Below are 16,040 nucleotides of genomic sequence, written 5' to 3' on the forward strand. Positions count from 1 at the left end.
CCGTGATGAATGCACCGCTACCCGCGCCGATCAAGGCCGTGATCTTCGACATGGACGGCCTGCTGCTCGACACCGAAGGCATCTACACCGAAGTCACCCAGCTGATTGCCGACCGCTACGGCCGCACGTTTGACTGGAGCATGAAGCAGAACACCATCGGCCTGGGGGCTTATGAACTGGCCAGCTATATCGTGCAGGCCGTGGGCTTGCCGATGAGCCCCGAGACGTTCTTGCAGGAACGCACACCATTGATGAATGCGCGGTTCCCCCAGGCGGCGGCCATGGCCGGGGCCCAGGCGCTGGTGCGGCATTTGTCGGCCCACGGTGTGCCGATTGCGGTGGGTACCAGTTCGTCGCGGCACTATTTCGAACTGAAAACCACCTTGCACCGCGACTGGTTCTGCTTGTTCGATGCCATCGTCACCGCCGATGACCCTCAGGTAGGCGCTGCCAAGCCGGCGCCGGATATCTTCCTGGTGGCTGCCGAGCGACTGGGAGTGACGCCCGCTGAATGCCTGGTGTTCGAGGATTCGCCATTTGGCATCACTGCGGCCAAGGCGGCCGGGATGTACGCCGTGGCCATCCCGGACCCGGCGATGCCGCAGGAGAAGTTCCTGCATGCGGATGGAAGACTGCTGAGCCTGGAGGCGTTTGACCTCGCGCGATGGGGGTTGCCAGCCTACCGCTGACTCGACGTTCGGTAGGCTGCCTCGTCGTCAGCGGGTGTATGGTAGACCGGGCAAACACCTGGATTATCTCTGGAGAGAGAGGTGACTATGAGCACTCCCATGCTGAACAAGCTGCATCTCAACGGTTATGACATCGTGCAGGTCAACAGCGGCCCGTGGCGCGTCTGTACCAAGGCTGATCGCCTGGCATCCTTCGGTTCCCGTGAGCAGGCGCTGGCGTATGCCGCGGCGCTACCGGGTTACAAGGCAGGGTCTAGGCCGGTCGCCAATGATGCATGAGCCCTCAACAGCCTCGGTCAATCCGGGGCTTTTTATTGGCACCCAATTGAGCAATACATTACCGGTGGCGAGGGAGCTTGCTCCCGCTGGAGTGCGAAGCGCTCCCAGGATTTTGGGGCCGCTACGCAGCCCAACGGGAGCAAGCTCCCTCGCGACACAGAGGATATTTTGGGATGATTCGCAGCTGATCAGCCCGTAGGAACCTGTCATGTCCCTGGCAACCTTATTTCTGTTCGTCATGATGAGCGCCGCGATTATCGCGATACCTGGCCCGACGGTTCTGTTGGCCCTGCAAAATGGTTCGCGCCATGGTTTGCAGGCGGCGCTCTGGGGCATGGCCGGGGCGGTGTTGGCCGACGCGTTGCTGGTGACGGCGGTGGCGTGTGGCCTGGGATTGCTGCTCGCGGCCAGCGAAGGGTTGTTTCAGGCGCTGAAATGGATCGGTTCGGCGTACCTCATCTGGATCGGCTGGCAGATGTTGCGATCACCCCAGGCGGCGTTGCCATCGGTGGGCGAAGGTGAGGACGGCGGCACCCGCTCGGCGAGTATTTTCACCCGCAGTTTCCTGGTGGCGATTTCCAATCCCAAGGCGTTGTTGTTCATGTCGGCATTCCTGCCGCAATTTGTCGACAGCACCCAGGCGCAACTGCCGCAGTACGCGTGCCTGTTGCTGGCGCTGTGCGTGCTCAATGTCAGCATCATGATGTTCTACGCGGTATGCGGGGCACGCTTGCTCAGTCGCCTGCGGCCCGCACATTTGCAGCATTTCAACCGTGGGGCGGGTGGGTTGTTGATGACGATGGGCGTGCTGTTGGCCGCTTACCGTCGTGCCCCGGCTGCGTAACTTAAACGAATGGCTGGCCGTGGAACCCGCGTGGCAGGCGCTGACGGCCTGGCAGGTCGGTCAGGCGCTGGGTCCAGGCACTGCGCCAGTCACCGGCGGCATGGGCGGTTTTGGACTTGCGCGCGGCACGCCGAGCGGCGTTGCGTTGGGTGCGGCGGGCTTCCTTGAAGACTTCGGTGTTACGGCAGGTACGGCACTTGACCCGATTCAGCTCGGTGCTGGAAGGGAGGTTGTTGCCGTGATGACCGCAGGCAAGATGCCCGGCGACCTTGAAGTGAATGACCATGTAAGCGTCTCCTTCTTGGGGGATGCGTCGCATCGGTAATCTGCTGATGCGCGCGGGCAGGGCGGGGCAGCCATTGGCTGATGTTCACCGCTCTGTCTTTTATGACAGTTCGCTGCTCCATGCGTTCGTTTGAGGGTATTGCGCCTCCGTCGACACCCGTAGCGCCTGCTGGTAATGCAACGGCGAGCGCCCGATCTCACGTTTGAAGGCATGGCTGAATGCGCTCTGGGAGTTGTAGCCCAGCGAGAGCGCGAGCTCGATCAACGAGCGTTTGCCCTCAGCCAGCGCCCGCGCTGCCAGACGCATGCGCCACTGGGTGAGGTAGGCCATCGGCGAGACCCCGGCGACGTCCTTGAAGTAGGCCGCAAAGCTGGCTCGCGACATTGCACACGCCTTGGCCAGTACCTCCAACGGCCTGGTTTCGCCCGGCTCGCCATGGATAAGGCGCAGCGCCGGCGCCAGGCGTTTGTCGGTCATGGCGCGCAGCCAACTGCCGGACAGCGGCGGTGCGGTTTCGAAATGCAAACGCAGAATTTCGATGAACATTAGGTGCGCCAGTTGCGATGAGGCCACTGCTGCACCCGGACGATCATGCTCCCGTTCACGCACCAGTTGATTGAGCAACCAATGCAGTGTTTCGAGCGCATGGGTCCTGGCATTCAAATGGATGAAGGGCGCCAGTGCTGCACGTAGCAGGTGTTCGGAGTCAGGGCTGAGTTCCACCTTGCCGCCAATCATGAAGAACTCATCCCCATCGCCGTGATACGCCAGGGCACCCACTCGCTTGTCGAGGATCTGTTGCAAATCCACCGGTGTTGCACTCAGGTCGCTGGCCATGACATGGGGCCTTTCGGCCGACAGTAGAAACACATCGCCTTCGTTTACCGCAATGGGCGTGCTTTCGCCTTTGATCTTCAGCCAGCACGTCCCTCGCAACACGCCCCAGAACTTCAATTGGGTAGCCGGTGGAAAGGCGATCGCCCAGCGTCCGCCCGCCACCAGGCCGCCGGACATCACGGAGCGGGCTTGCATGAAGGTGAGCAACTCGGAAAATGGATCAGTCATGATTTAGACGATTGCTTATAAAAATTGGAGTCTAGCGCATTCATCGTCTAGGTCGGATGGATATGCTGGGGTCTCCAACGTCACTACAGAGGGTTTGATCATGACATCACGCACTTGGTTGATCACCGGAGCCAACAGTGGCTTTGGACGCGAGATGACCGAGCAATTATTGGCACGGGGGGAGCGCGTTGCGGGCACGGTCCGGGATTTGGCGAGCATGGCGGACCTGCGAGCGCTTCATGGCGAAAGGCTGTGGCTGGCCGAGTTGGATCTGACTGATACCCCGGCGATTCGCCGGGTGGTCGATCAGGCATTCAAGGCGCTGGGGTCCATTGAGGTGGTGGTCAGTAACGCAGGCTACGGCCTTTTCGGCGCCGCAGAAGAGATGACCGATCAGCAGATCGAGCATCAATTGGGTACCAACCTGCTGGGTTCCATTCAATTGTTGCGCGCCGCGCTGCCCCGCCTCAGGGCCCAGGGTGGCGGGCGGATCCTGCAACTGTCCACCATGGGCGGGCAGGCCGTTTTCCCGGGTGGTTCGCTGTACCATGCGAGCAAGTGGGGAATTGAAGGCTTTGTCGACGCCTTGGGCGAGGAAGTGGCTTGTTTCAACATCGGCTGCACCCTCATCGAACCCGGTAGCGCCCGCACCGGTTTTCGCTACCGCAGCGCGCAACTGGCGCCACGCCTGGAAGACTACGACCGTTCTCCTTCCAGCCACGCACGGCGGATGATCGAAGGCGGCACGACGGTGTCGTCGGGTGACCCGGCCAAGATGGTTGCGATCATGCTTGCCAGCGTCGACCAGCACCCTGCGCCCAAGCGCATTGCCTTGGGGCCAGACGCCTACACCGTGATGCACAAGCAGCTCAGCGACCGTCTGGCAGCACTGGAAGCGCAAAAGGACCTGGCATTTTCGACGGACTTCTTTGTGCCGTAACGAAACCGGCATCGCTGTTCGCGACGCACCCGCTCGTTTATCCTCCGGTCACACACACAATGTGACTGGAGTGGAAGATGAGCAATCAAGAGTCCCAGGAAGGCGGCTGCCGTTGTGACCGGGTGCGTTTTACCGTAACCGAAAAACCATTGATCACCATGGCGTGCCACTGCACCGGGTGCCAGAAGATGTCATCCAGCGCGTTCTCGCTGAGCGCGCTGATCCCCAGCCACGGATTCACCATCACCCAGGGCAACCCGGTGATCGGCGGGTTGCATGGCGTAGACCGCCACTACTGCTGCCCCCACTGCATGAGTTGGATGTTTTCCCGCCCCAATGGCGTGGAAGATCTGATCAACCTGCGTCCCACCATGCTGGATGACGCCAGCGGTTATGTGCCATTCATTGAAACCTGGACCAGTGAAAAGCTGCCGTGGGCGACTACCCCGGCGCAGCACAGCTTTGCGCAGCTCCCGGAGAGGGAGAATTTCCCCGCGCTGATACAGGCGTACGCCGAGTACAGCGGCGGTTGAACTAGTCCATCAGTGCCAGCAGGTCGGTGTCGCCCACGTCGCGCCCGGCCTGGGTCAGCAGCGTTGTCACCTGGCCCCGGTGGTGGGTCTGGTGATTGAAGAAGTGCACGAGCAGTGCATGAAAATTCTTGTTCATGGGCGTGCCCGCCATGTTGTGGTACTGCAGGGGCTGATCCAGGTCCGGCTCACTGATCGACTGCACCCAGTCGATGATGAGCTGGTCGAGCCAGGCGCGGTGGGCCGACAGTTCACGGATATCGGCGAAGGCCAGTTGATTCAGGCGTGGCGGCAACCCCAACGCGTCTAACGGTACCAGCGCGGCAAAGCCTGCCGGATGCTCGGCGAAACGCTTGAGCCAGACGCGATCACCCAGGGCGAGGTGGTTCAGCGTGCCAAGGATCGATCCGAAAAACGCGCCACGGTCGGCAATCAAGTCTTCGTCGCTCAGGCCGTGGGCCGCTTCATACACCTTGCGGTTCATCCACTGGTTATAGGTCGCCATCAAGGCAATCTGCTCGGTACGGGTCACGTGAGGTTCCTCGATGGGGGCGCGTCGCCATGATAATGCGAGCCTGCCGGGCGGTCATGGTGTTCTCGCGCAGCGCAGCTATTGTTGTTGATCTGGAACTCTGCGCCCTGGGAGGGTGACACCATGAATACCGGCGATCTACTGGAACAATTGCTGCGGGCGGGCCAGGCCTCGTCCAGCCAGCAGGGCGGCGCTGCACCCGGGTCTCAGGGCGGGCTCGGTGGTTTGGGCGGCTTGCTTGGCGGTTTGCTGGGCGGCAGCGCTGCTTCGGCTTCCGGCGGTGGCGGCCTTGGTGGCTTGCTCGGTGGCCTGGGCGGCATGCTCGGCGGAACCCGTGCGGCGCCTCAGGGGCGCACCGGCGGCACCAACTACGCGGCGCTGGCGTCGTTGGGGATGATGGCGTTCCAGGCGTATCAGGCCTGGCAGCGGCAACAGGCGTCGGCGCCGCAGCAGGCGTTGCAGACGGTTGACCAGTTGTCTGGCGCGCAGGTCGAAGAACACAGCCACGCCGTGCTGCGTGCATTGATCGCGGCAGCCAAGGCGGATGGCGAGATTGATGAGCGGGAGCAACAGATGATCTCGGCCGAGATCGGCAAGCACACCGATGATCCGCAATTGCAGGCGTGGCTGGATGCCGAGGTGGCCAAACCGCTGAATGCGGCGGATTTTGCCGAGTTTTCCGGCGATCCGGCGGTGGCGTCGGAGGTGTACCTGGTCAGTGTGCTGCTGGTGGATGACCAGCGGGACGCGGAGCGCAATTATCTGGATGAGCTGGCGGCGCAGTTGAAGATTGATCCTGCGTTGCAGGTGCACCTGGAGCAGCAGGCCAAGGGGCAGGTTTAAATCGCTATTACGGTCATACCAAGCCTGTGGCGAGGGAGCTTGCTGTGGCGAGGGAGCTTGCTCCCGCTGGGCTGCGTAGCGGCCCCGGAAATTTTGGGAGCGCTTCGCACTCCAGCGGGAGCAAGCTCCCTCGCCACAGCAAGCTCCCTCGCCACTGGGATCATCGTCTGCGGGTTAGAACCGCAGTGTGGCCCCCGTCGTGAGCCATTGATGCTGATCCCCGATCAAACTGCGTCCTACCACCAGGTCCACGTCCACATTCTTGCCGATATGCATCCTCGGCCCGGCTTGCCAGGCCTGGTCACCGCCTTGTTGGCCGTAGCGTTCGGCGATCAGTGTCAGTGAGTCCATCAGGCTGTATTCAAACCCGGTGCCCCAGGTCGGCCGATGGGTCTGGTCGCCGTCGTTATAGGCGTGGCTCCAGCCGGCGTTGAAGTTAAGCCGCAGGGCCTCCATGGGCTGCCAGGTAAACGGCACATTCAAGTCCGCGCCATCAAACGAGTGCCGGCGGTTCAGCGCGTAATGTACGCCGGCAGACGCGGCCAGTTCCAGGCCCAGGTCTTCCCGGGCCCACAACTGCGCCTTGAGCTGCGGATTCACTTGGGTTTCGCCGTCGCCATCATGGTTGGCCCGGGACACGGCGGCAGTCCACTGCAACCACGCAATGGCAGCGGAGGTGCAGGCCGGCGCCAGGGTTTCACTGTGGGTTGAGCCAGCGTGCCGGTTGGCGGTGAACCAGGCGTCGACATTGCATTCGCCCGGGGCGTTGATTGCGCCGTCATCGACCACGTAGGAGCCGCCGGCCGCATGGGCATTCGACATCAGGCTGAGCACCAGCACGATGCCCGCGGTCACACCGACGAAAATCAGGTTGCGCCGCACTGCCCGAAGCTTGGAGGCGGGCAGGGGATGGAAGGTAACGTGGGTGGTGCGGTTGCGGTATTTGGCGAAACCGTCAGGGGTGTGTTTCTTGTACATGGTGAACCTCGATCAACAGCCGGTGGCGCGCCCCGACCGGACTTGGCAGGGACGCGCCGTGTTTCAAATAGAAAAAAGTGTGCAACGGGGTACCGCTACAACGGGGTTCTTCGTTCATGCCTGGATACTCCAATAAGGGTTGATTCAGCTGTCTACAGTCAGCACATGGATGCCACTGGCCCTGGCCTGGCTCACCAGTTCCGAGGTGTCGTCGCCACCGGGCAGCGCGATGATCACGTCGGGCCGGCTGTCGGTGAGCATGAACTGGTTGCGATGGCGTTCGGCCTGCTTGCCATGGCGTTGCCAGTTGGGTGGGTAACGCACCACATCCACTCCGGTTTCCCGGGCCCAGTCTTCCACGTCGCTGCCCAGGAACTGGCTGCCACCGTGGATCAACACCTGCACCGGGCGCAGGCGGTGGTAGGCGTCCAGCACCTGGCGGGACATTTTTGTATCGGCGTAATGACGACCTGCACAGATCAAGACGCGCATGGTGATCTTTCCTTGTAGTGCGTATTGCCATTTATCGACGCGGGCGCAGCAAGCGGATGCACGTACTGTTCAAGCTGCTGGAAAAACCCAGCATGAAGCGCATTTCCACGGCGCTGAGCACGTTGCGCACGTACAGCCGTACGCCCAGCACCATCACCGCCTTGGCCGCCTGGGCGAGGGCGAACACCAGCAGCGCGCGAGCAGCGTTGTCGAGGTAGCTCATAAGTGTGTTCATTGTCTGTCTCCGCGTGCGCTGGCTATCTACCGATAGCCAGCGCTTTCAGGGGCGGTTGATCAGTACCACTGCTTGAAGCGGCGGATGTAGAGGGTTTTCATCAGTTGTGCCACGCAGCAGTAGGCGACCAGGGTGCCCACCAGCCATGGGAAGTACGCAAGTGGCAGCGGCTCCAGGCCAACCATCGCGCCCAGCGGCGAGAACGGTACGTAGATGCCCAGCCCGATCACGATGCAGGTCATCATCATCACCGGCCATGCGGCGTTGCTCTGGAAGAACGGGATCTTGCGGGTGCGCAGCATGTGCACCACCAGGGTTTGCGAGAGCAGCCCCTCGATGAACCAGCCAGACTGGAACAGGGTCTGCATTTCCACGCTGTTGGCCGAGAACACGTACCACATCAGGGCAAAGGTGGTCATGTCGAAGATCGACGAGGTCGGCCCGATCCAGATCATGAAGCGGCCAATGTTTTTCGCGTCCCACTTGCGTGGCTTGGCCAGGTATTCCTTGTCCATCTTGTCCCACGGCAAGGCCAGCTGGGAGATGTCGTACATCAGGTTTTGCAGCAGCAGGTGGATCGACAGCATTGGCAGGAACGGGATGAACGCACTGGCCACCAGCACCGAGAACACGTTGCCGAAGTTGGAACTGGCGGTCATGTTCAGGTACTTCATGATATTGCCGAAGGTCTCGCGGCCTTTCAGCACGCCTTCTTCCAGCACCATCAGGCTCTTTTCCAGCAGGATGATGTCGGCGGATTCCTTGGCAATGTCCGTCGCGCTGTCCACCGAGATGCCCACGTCGGCATCCCGCAAGGCCGGAGCGTCGTTGATGCCGTCGCCGAGGAAGCCCACGGTATGGCCGTTGGACTGCAAGGTCTTGAGCACCCGCGACTTCTGCAGCGGCGTCAGCTTGGCGAACACCGTGCGCTCCTCGACCCGCAGCTTGAGGGTGGCGTCGTCCATCGCTTCGATTTCCGTCCCCAGCAACGGTACGCCTGGCTCCAGGCCGACCTGGCGGCAGATCTTGCTGGTGACGATGGCGTTGTCGCCGGTGAGCACTTTGACCGCCACGCCAATTTCGCGCAGGGCAGCGATCGCCGGGCCAGCGGTTTCCTTTGGTGGATCAAGGAAGGTCAGGAAGCCACGGATCACCAGGTTGCGCTCATCGGCCGTGGTGTACTGCTTGCGGGCGAGTGCCTGGGGAATGTTGCGGGTGGCCAGCACCAGCACCCGGAAGCCGTCCTCGTTGTAGTCCTGGGCAATCGACAGCAACTCGTTGCGACGCCGATCATCCAGCTCGACGGCCACGTCGCCTTCCATCACGTGGGTGGAAATGCTCAGCATCTCCTCGACCGCACCCTTGCACACCAGCAGGTGATCGTTTTGCGCGTCCTTGACCACGATCGACAGGCGACGGCGAATAAAGTCGAACGGCAACTCATCCACCTTGCTGTAGGCAAACGGCACCTGGAACTTCGGATTCTGCTCGGAGAACTGTACGACCGCCTGGTCCATCAGGTTCTTCATGCCGCTCTGGTGATGGCTGTTGAGCCAGGCGAGGGTCAGCACCGAATCATCACGGTTGCCAAAGGCGTTGACGTGGTGCTCGAGGATGATCTTGTCCTGGGTCAAAGTGCCGGTCTTGTCGGTGCACAGCACGTCCATCGAACCGAAGTTCTGGATCGCGTTGAGGCGCTTGACCACCACCTTGCGCTTGGCCATGGCGGTTGCACCCTTGGCCAGGTTGGCGCTGACGATCATCGGCAGCATTTCCGGGGTGAGGCCTACCGCCACTGCCAGGGCGAACAGCAACGCGTCGCTCCAGTCACCCTTGGAGAAGCCGTTGAGGAAGAACACGATCGGCGTCATTACCAGCATGAAGCGGATCAACAGCCAGCTGACGCTGTTCACCCCGCGGTCAAATGCGGTTTGCACCCGGGAGCCGACAATCGCCTTCGCCAGGGAGCCAAAGTAGGTGCGCGGGCCGGTGGCAACCACCACGGCTTTCGCCCGGCCGCTGACCACGTTGGTGCCCATGAAACAGATGTTCGGCAGGTCCAGCAGGTTGCCCTGGTCGGCCGCCGTGGACGTGGCGGATTTTTGCGTCACATCCCCGAGGGTGTCGTACTTCTCTACCGGCAAGGCTTCGCCGGTCAGCACGGCCTGGCTGATGAACAGGTCACGGGACTCGATCAGGCGGATGTCGGCCGGGATCATGTCGCCGGCAGACAGTTGCACGATATCGCCGGCCACCAGGTCGCGCATCGGCACTTCCCGCAGGGTCGGCTTGGAGCCCACTTGCTCGCGACGCAACACCGTGGCGGTGGTGCGCACCATGGCCTTCAAGGCCTCGGCGGACTTGGCCGAACGATGCTCCTGCCAGAAGCGCAGCAGGCTGCTGAGCATGACCATGGTCATGATAATGATGACCTTGGTCAGGTCGGCTTCTTCACCGGCCTGCAGTGGCAGCCAGTAGTCAGTGAAGAAACTGATGGCGCCGAGGGTCAGCAGCACATAGATGAACGGGTTGTTCAGGGCCTGGAGGAATTGCACGATGGCGTGAGGCGGCTTGTCGTGGGCCACCTCGTTGTAGCCTTCACGTTGCAGGCGAGCAGAGGCATCCAGTTCGGTCAGGCCATCCTTGGTTGCCCGGACATTGGCGAGGGTTGCCGAGAGGCCGTTCTGGGCTTCGCGGGCGGCACGCATCGACAGCTTGGTGTCGGTATCCGTGCCGTTTTTCTTGTGCAGTTTCGGGTTTTTTACTGCGCTCATTGTGTGTACTCCTGTCGCCAATTTTTCGACAAAACATACCCGGTACTTACCTGATGACAGGCGAGCGAAAGCATGCCGAGTCGCTGACTTCGCGATCGGTTTAAATAAAGTGTTGGGTAACTTTCTACAGGCCCGCTAACAGCGCGTTAGTTAACTAGCGCGCAGCGGGCTACTACTGGCTTCGTCCATAGAGAACTCCAGCTAATCAATCAACGGATAATCAGGAAGTTGCTGTTTCCAGCTGGCTTATGCCGCGCGAGCGTCCACGTAGAGGCTCAGCATCAGGCTCGCTTGCGCGACCAGGCTGGAAACGTCCCGTCTCTGTGGGTCTTGAGGGTCGGCGTGATCCCATTGCTGGACCAGGTGGCCGGTGGTGGGGCAGATACGCCAGTGTGCTCGGGGAGTCGGGCACACGCGGGGGGATGAGGTCACAAAGGTGCTGCGGGTAGGGGAGAAGCCTACGGGCTCGCGGCACAATTTGGCACGCAGGGCGTTAGCCAGCGTACGCAGATCAGGTAAAACAATCAGTTGAAAGGTCATAACACACCTCGGGACCGGACTGGCATCCGGTGAGGCAGTTACGTTGGAGCGTCAGGCTCTAGCGCAGCTTACTCGGCCGGAAAGGCGAGTCCCGTCATTTTTTCTGGGTTTGGCGCCCGATTCGCCGCATTCACGGTGATCGGACAACGACTAGATACTGTGTCCATTGGCTTCTTTTGTGAGGTTGAAAAATGGCCCTGAGTTGCAGGCACGGGGAATTTACTCAGGCAGTTACCGGATGTCAACGTTTAATGACTTAAATTGTTACTGGTTCAGAGTTTGTTCAGATAGAAGGTTGGGGGAAGTTGCAATATCAAGTGTGCTTATTGATAAGTGGCCGGTGTGTGGAAGGTAGGTGAAGTAACAATAGCCGGATAACTTATCGCGGGGTTCCAAAGCCTGCGTTCGGCCAGCGTGGTTTAACGGGGCGCCCAAGATCAACAGCAAGAGCACAGCGGCCTACCGGCCGGCTTGAGTGTTGAAGAGCAAAATCAAAAGCTAAAGCGGGCACGGTTCAAATGTGGGAGCGGGCTTGCTCGCGAAGGTCGTTAACGATGACGTGGGTATTCTGGATGAACGCGGCGCTCTCAGGTTTTTCGCGAGCAAGCCCGCTCCCACAGAAAGCAGATCTGTTTTCGCTCTGGTCTTTGCTTTTGCTTTTAACACTCAGGTCGGCTTTCAGGCCGCCGTGCTCTTGCTTTTGATCTTGATCTGACTGCCCCAATAAGCCCGAGGCCGAACGCAGGTATTGCGGAGCCCTTTGCCCACTTTGGGCTGGGCCGGCATTCCGGCTTTTCCAAAGTGAGCCGCTGTAAGAGCGGAACCAAAGGCCGCCGTTACCCAAATAACGGATATGCCCCCTCAAATCCCCCGCAACGCCAAAATCGCCAAATACAGCAGCACCACCCCACAAGCCCCATAGCTAACCCTCTGCCACATGGGCGAAGCATTCCGCCGCAGCAAATTGACCAACCCCGCAATCAAAAAACACGACAACACCGAAGCCAGCATAAACCCCGCAAAAAACATCAACGTCTGCCCATGGCTAGGCGCCGCCCCGACTATCCCCGATAACGCACTCCCCAGCGCCCCCCAATAGACAATGTTCTTCGGATTGGCCAGGGAAATCGCCGCCCCCACCACCAGCGCATTCTGCCCGGACCTGGCCGGCGCACTCCCGGCCTCTGGCAAGCGCCAGGCATCCATCAGGCTGCGAATCCCGAGCCAGGCCAGATACAGCCCACAAACGGCCGTCAGCGGCACCCGCACCGACTCATGCTGGATCAACAACGCCATGCCCGTAAGCCCGATCACCGCCCACACGGCATCGCCCACCAGCGAACCGATCTGCACCAACAGCGCAGGGGTAAACCCATGCAGCAGCCCACGGCGCAGCGTCTCCGCCAGCACCGCCCCCGGCGACAGGCAAAACACAAACCCAAACACCAGCGCCGAAAAAAAGATCGTCAACATGCCTGCCTTCCTTCAAGTGATGGCCGGCATTTTAGGGAAGGGTGTGTAAGTCGTCTTGAACCAGATTGCGCTTTTCAGCCCTTGAGCACGCGTTGATAGCGCCCCGGTGTGATCCCGTAGGCCGCCCGGAAATGCCGATTCAGATGGCTCTGGTCAGCAAACCCCAAGGCATGGGCAACCTGCGACGCCGCAACGCCTGAGCGCAACAGCCCCTTGGCGCGCCGGGTACGCAGTTGCATCGCCCACTGGCGTGGACTCAGCCCGGTTTCTTTCTGAAAAGCCCGCAGCAGATGGAATTTCGACAGGCCCAACTCGTCACCAAGGGTCTCGAGTGCCACCGCCTGGTGCAGGTTTTCAGCCAGCAATTCCTGGGCCTTGATCACCAACCCGCGTCCCACCGCAGTGCTGCCAGGCAAGCGGACGCCGCTGCAACCGACGACTTCGCCGAGCAGCACCACCAGGGCTTCCTCACTCAGCTCACGGGCCAGCGGATCGGCACTCAACGCACCTTCAATCGCCCCGGCGAGTTTCATCGCCAACGCCGGCTGGAAGCACAGCGAACGGTCGAACTCCAGGTGCGCCAGACCCAGATCAGCCGCCAATTGCTCGGCAGTCGCATACAAGCTGACAAACCGCCACGGCTGCCCTTCGGCCGCGCCGCCGCCTTGAATCTGCCCCGGGTTGTACAGGGTGATGCTGCCTGGGCCGGCCTCGAAGGTGCGACGATCCAGCCACACCTGTTCCTCGCCGAGCAGGTTGACGCCGATCACGCATTCATCATGGCTGTGGCGGGCAAATGTCAGGCCGGTGCAGGTGGTGCTGCTGACTTCGTAGTTGCCCAGCCAGGCGTGCTGCATGGAACTCATTGAGGGGGCTCGCTGTGACCGTTGCCCGCGAGCATACGCCGGAAAAGGGCTTCAGATCGACTACTCGCCCGGCTCTTCGGTTACGGCGTGGCGATGCGATCAAGCTCGGCCTTGATTTCGATGGGACTGAGGCTGGCGAACGGAATCTCGAAAAAAGCCCGGCAGCGCCGTTCAATGATTTCCAGGGTGGCGCGGAACGCGGCGTCGACCTGGGCTTCATCGCCTTGAACATCCGACGGGTCCTCCAACCCCCAATGTGCCTTCATGGCCGGGCCGAAATACACCGGGCAAGCTTCTCCAGCAGCCTTGTCGCATACGGTGACGACGATGTCTGGCGGGCTGCCTTCAAAGGCGTCGTTGCCCTTGCTGTACAAGCCTTCGGTGCTGATGCCGGCGGCTTTCAGCGTGGTCAGGCTGCGTGGCAGCACCTGGCCCTTGGGGAAGCTCCCGGAGCTGATGGCCTGGAAACCGTCCGGCGCCAGATGGTTGAACAAGGCTTCCGAGAGAATGCTGCGGCAGCTGTTGGCGGTGCACATGAACAGGACTTTCATCAAGCGAACTCCGTCAGAAACTCAGGCGCAAGGCCAGGGCGGCGAGGGTGATCAACAGTACCGGCAGGGTCAGCACGATCCCGACCTTGAAGTAGTAACCCCAGGTGATGGTGATGCCTTTGCGTGCCAGGATGTGCAGCCAGAGCAAGGTCGCCAGGCTGCCGATAGGGGTGATTTTGGGGCCGAGGTCGCTGCCGATCACGTTGGCGTAGATCATCGCGTCCTTGACCACGCCCACGGCGTGGCTGGCCTCGATGGAGAGCGCGCCGATCAGCACGGTTGGCAGGTTGTTCATCGCCGAAGACAGCAGCGCGGTGAGTACACCGGTGCCCAAGGCCGCGCCCCATACGCCATAGCTTGCGAAGGTGTCGAGCCAGGTCGCGAGGTAGTCGGTCAGCCCGGCGTTACGCAGGCCGTAGACCACCAGGTACATGCCCAGGGAGAAAATCACGATCTGCCAGGGCGCTTCCTTCAGCACCTTGCGGGTGGAGATTTTGTGGCCCTTGGCGGCGATCACCAGCAGTAATATGGCGCAGGCGGCAGAAATTGCGCTGATGGGAATACCCAGCGGTTCCAGGGCAAAGCAGCCCACCAGCAGGATGCCCAGCACCCACCAGCCGGCGCGGAAGGTGGCGCGGTCGTGGATCGCACTGGCAGGGTCGTCGAGGTCGGCCGGGTCGTAGGTTTGCGGAATGTCCCGGCGGAAAAACCATAGCAATACGGCGAGAGTCGCGGCGACGCTCACCAGGTTCACCGGCACCATCACTGCGGCGTATTCGTTGAAGCCGATCTTGAAATAGTCGGCCGAGACGATGTTCACCAGGTTGGAGACTACCAGCGGCAGGCTCGCGGTGTCGGCGATAAACCCGGCGCCCATGACGAACGCCAGGGTGGCTGCCGGGGAAAAGCGCAACGCCAACAGCATCGACATCACGATGGGCGTGAGGATCAGCGCCGCGCCGTCGTTGGCGAACAAAGCCGATACCAGCGCGCCCAGCAGCACCATGTACGCGAACAGTCGCCGACCGCGCCCACGGCCCCAGCGCGCCACATGCAAGGCAGCCCAGGCAAAGAAGCCCGCCTCATCCAGCAGCAGGCTGATGACGATCAACGCGACAAAGGTCCCGGTGGCGTTCCAGATGATGTGCCACACCACCGGGATGTCGGCCAGGCTGATAACCCCACAGGCCAGGGCCAGGATCGCACCCATCGTGGCGCTCCAGCCCACGCCCAGGCCCTTGGGCTGCCAGATGACCAAAATGATGGTGAACAGAAAGATAGCAACGGCAACAAGCATGAAAAGCTCTCCGCAGGATCAGCAGCAGGCGCTGGCCCGTTGTGGTCGGTCACCCATGGTTTCCAGACGCTGGGCGTCTGTTTTTAACCAGGCTTGGTTGGCTTGCAGGGTGGTGTCGAGCACTGCCGTCACCCACTCCGGCAAGGCCGGGTTGAGGCGGTAATAAATCCACTGGCCCTGGCGACGGTCCAGCAGCAACCCGCAACTGCGCAGTTGCGCCAGGTGGCGGGAGATTTTCGGCTGGCTGTCGTCCAGAGCATGGATCAATTCGCACACGCAAAGTTCGCCTTCACGCAGGATCAACAACGTCAGCCTGGCGCGGGTGGCGTCGGCCAGGCATTTGAAGACGTTGGGCGGGGAGAAAAGATCTGACATGGTCAGTGCCTTGATACATATGGAAATACGAATATACGGATTTCCATATATATTAGTCAAACCTTGTTTCGATTGACCTGCGTCAAGTGCCCGACAATCGATGACAAGTGGTTGAAATTAAACTGAAACACAAATGTCCTAAAGTGCCTGCCCATTGGTGATGAAGGAAGAAAACGTGTGACCCGTGCCACTCGCAACCTGCGCAAGACCCTGGATTCCGTCGCGGACAATAACGAAACCGCGGCGTTTGACCTGATGCGCGCCGTCGAAAAGCTCAGCGATGAAGTGCTGCGCCAGCGCCTGCTCAATACCATCCACCGGCTCAACCAGGACGCCCACGAACTGCGCGAAGCCCGGGACGCGGTGGAGCGGGTGTCGGTCAAACTGGCTTGAGCACGATCGTTCAAGACAATCCCTGATACCGCTGGCATGCTTGTCGACTGACTGTCGA

20 protein-coding genes are annotated in these 16,040 nt (G+C 61.0%); 7 read left to right on the forward strand and 13 right to left on the reverse strand.

Annotated elements, in window-relative coordinates; all coding sequences use genetic code 11:
* Positions 1 to 5: 5 nt before the first annotated feature.
* The 3 genes from C0058_RS15355 (at position 6) to C0058_RS15370 (ending at position 1,812) form a co-directional block, all read left to right on the forward strand.
* Entirely contained in the window at positions 6 to 689 is a 684-nt protein-coding gene (locus C0058_RS15355; RefSeq protein WP_102368995.1) for an HAD-IA family hydrolase, read from the forward strand.
* An 87-nt stretch (positions 690 to 776) separates the two neighbouring features.
* The gene (locus tag C0058_RS15360; protein ID WP_168197509.1) at positions 777 to 968 is read left to right on the forward strand and encodes a DUF2188 domain-containing protein; all 192 of its coding nucleotides are present in this window, start codon (positions 777 to 779) and stop codon (positions 966 to 968) included.
* A 208-nt stretch (positions 969 to 1,176) separates the two neighbouring features.
* On the forward strand, positions 1,177 to 1,812 hold the full coding sequence (locus C0058_RS15370; RefSeq protein WP_102368997.1) for a LysE family translocator: 636 nt from the start codon (positions 1,177 to 1,179) through the stop codon (positions 1,810 to 1,812).
* Between the two features lies 1 nt (position 1,813).
* Here C0058_RS15370 and C0058_RS15375 read toward each other — a convergent pair whose 3' ends face one another.
* Positions 1,814 to 2,098, reverse strand: coding sequence for a hypothetical protein (locus C0058_RS15375; protein WP_003207761.1), 285 nt, complete (start codon positions 2,096 to 2,098; stop codon positions 1,814 to 1,816).
* A 99-nt stretch (positions 2,099 to 2,197) separates the two neighbouring features.
* Positions 2,198 to 3,163 carry an AraC family transcriptional regulator gene (locus tag C0058_RS15380; RefSeq protein ID WP_102368998.1) on the reverse strand — a complete coding sequence of 322 codons (966 nt, stop codon included), beginning with the start codon at positions 3,161 to 3,163 and terminating at the stop codon, positions 2,198 to 2,200.
* A 100-nt stretch (positions 3,164 to 3,263) separates the two neighbouring features.
* Between C0058_RS15380 and C0058_RS15385 the strand changes: the two genes are divergently transcribed.
* Together C0058_RS15385 and C0058_RS15390 are read left to right on the forward strand one after the other, a co-directional pair.
* Positions 3,264 to 4,103, forward strand: coding sequence for an SDR family oxidoreductase (locus tag C0058_RS15385; protein ID WP_102368999.1), 840 nt, complete (start codon positions 3,264 to 3,266; stop codon positions 4,101 to 4,103).
* Positions 4,104 to 4,180: 77 nt separating this feature from the next.
* Positions 4,181 to 4,636 carry a GFA family protein gene (locus C0058_RS15390; RefSeq protein WP_003207766.1) on the forward strand — a complete coding sequence of 152 codons (456 nt, stop codon included), beginning with the start codon at positions 4,181 to 4,183 and terminating at the stop codon, positions 4,634 to 4,636.
* Between the two features lies 1 nt (position 4,637).
* On the opposite strand, the gene C0058_RS15395 is transcribed toward C0058_RS15390, so the two are convergent.
* Positions 4,638 to 5,165, reverse strand: a complete 528-nt coding sequence (locus C0058_RS15395) for a DinB family protein (RefSeq protein WP_087693914.1) — start codon at positions 5,163 to 5,165, stop codon at positions 4,638 to 4,640.
* Positions 5,166 to 5,288: 123 nt separating this feature from the next.
* Here C0058_RS15395 and C0058_RS15400 point away from each other — a divergent pair, with 123 nt between their 5' ends.
* A complete protein-coding gene (locus tag C0058_RS15400; protein WP_102369000.1) occupies positions 5,289 to 6,008 on the forward strand; it encodes a tellurite resistance TerB family protein in 720 nt (239 codons plus the stop codon).
* 174 nt (positions 6,009 to 6,182) lie between these two features.
* On the opposite strand, the gene C0058_RS15405 is transcribed toward C0058_RS15400, so the two are convergent.
* The 10 genes from C0058_RS15405 to C0058_RS15455 all read right to left on the reverse strand — a co-directional run bounded on the left by C0058_RS15405 (position 6,183) and on the right by C0058_RS15455 (position 15,589).
* Positions 6,183 to 6,986 carry a hypothetical protein gene (locus C0058_RS15405; protein ID WP_102369001.1) on the reverse strand — a complete coding sequence of 268 codons (804 nt, stop codon included), beginning with the start codon at positions 6,984 to 6,986 and terminating at the stop codon, positions 6,183 to 6,185.
* Positions 6,987 to 7,130: 144 nt separating this feature from the next.
* Positions 7,131 to 7,478: a DUF2493 domain-containing protein gene (locus C0058_RS15410; RefSeq protein ID WP_003217865.1), complete on the reverse strand. Its 348-nt coding sequence runs from the start codon at positions 7,476 to 7,478 to the stop codon at positions 7,131 to 7,133.
* A gap of 31 nt (positions 7,479 to 7,509) precedes the next feature.
* The gene (locus C0058_RS15415; RefSeq protein WP_256579611.1) at positions 7,510 to 7,713 is read right to left on the reverse strand and encodes a hypothetical protein; all 204 of its coding nucleotides are present in this window, start codon (positions 7,711 to 7,713) and stop codon (positions 7,510 to 7,512) included.
* 59 nt (positions 7,714 to 7,772) lie between these two features.
* Positions 7,773 to 10,487, reverse strand: coding sequence for a magnesium-translocating P-type ATPase (gene mgtA / locus C0058_RS15420; RefSeq protein ID WP_008435039.1), 2,715 nt, complete (start codon positions 10,485 to 10,487; stop codon positions 7,773 to 7,775).
* Between the two features lie 246 nt (positions 10,488 to 10,733).
* Complete coding sequence (locus C0058_RS33060) at positions 10,734 to 11,027, reverse strand: hypothetical protein (RefSeq protein ID WP_003219143.1); 294 nt, start codon at positions 11,025 to 11,027, stop codon at positions 10,734 to 10,736.
* A gap of 861 nt (positions 11,028 to 11,888) precedes the next feature.
* Positions 11,889 to 12,500 (reverse strand): LysE family transporter, encoded by a 612-nt coding sequence (locus tag C0058_RS15435; protein WP_003212608.1) that lies wholly within the window; start codon positions 12,498 to 12,500, stop codon positions 11,889 to 11,891.
* A gap of 74 nt (positions 12,501 to 12,574) precedes the next feature.
* Complete coding sequence (locus tag C0058_RS15440) at positions 12,575 to 13,366, reverse strand: AraC family transcriptional regulator (RefSeq protein WP_174717782.1); 792 nt, start codon at positions 13,364 to 13,366, stop codon at positions 12,575 to 12,577.
* An 80-nt stretch (positions 13,367 to 13,446) separates the two neighbouring features.
* Positions 13,447 to 13,917 (reverse strand): arsenate reductase ArsC, encoded by a 471-nt coding sequence (locus C0058_RS15445; RefSeq protein ID WP_087693911.1) that lies wholly within the window; start codon positions 13,915 to 13,917, stop codon positions 13,447 to 13,449.
* Positions 13,918 to 13,930: 13 nt separating this feature from the next.
* Positions 13,931 to 15,214, reverse strand: a complete 1,284-nt coding sequence (locus C0058_RS15450) for an arsenic transporter (protein WP_003212605.1) — start codon at positions 15,212 to 15,214, stop codon at positions 13,931 to 13,933.
* Positions 15,215 to 15,232: 18 nt separating this feature from the next.
* Positions 15,233 to 15,589, reverse strand: a complete 357-nt coding sequence (locus C0058_RS15455) for a metalloregulator ArsR/SmtB family transcription factor (protein WP_003212604.1) — start codon at positions 15,587 to 15,589, stop codon at positions 15,233 to 15,235.
* Between the two features lie 177 nt (positions 15,590 to 15,766).
* Here C0058_RS15455 and C0058_RS15460 point away from each other — a divergent pair, with 177 nt between their 5' ends.
* A complete protein-coding gene (locus tag C0058_RS15460; RefSeq protein ID WP_003212603.1) occupies positions 15,767 to 15,982 on the forward strand; it encodes a hypothetical protein in 216 nt (71 codons plus the stop codon).
* The last annotated feature ends 58 nt before the right edge of the window (positions 15,983 to 16,040 follow it).

This window comes from Pseudomonas sp. NC02 (assembly GCF_002874965.1).
Taxonomy (GTDB): Bacteria; Pseudomonadota; Gammaproteobacteria; order Pseudomonadales; family Pseudomonadaceae; genus Aquipseudomonas.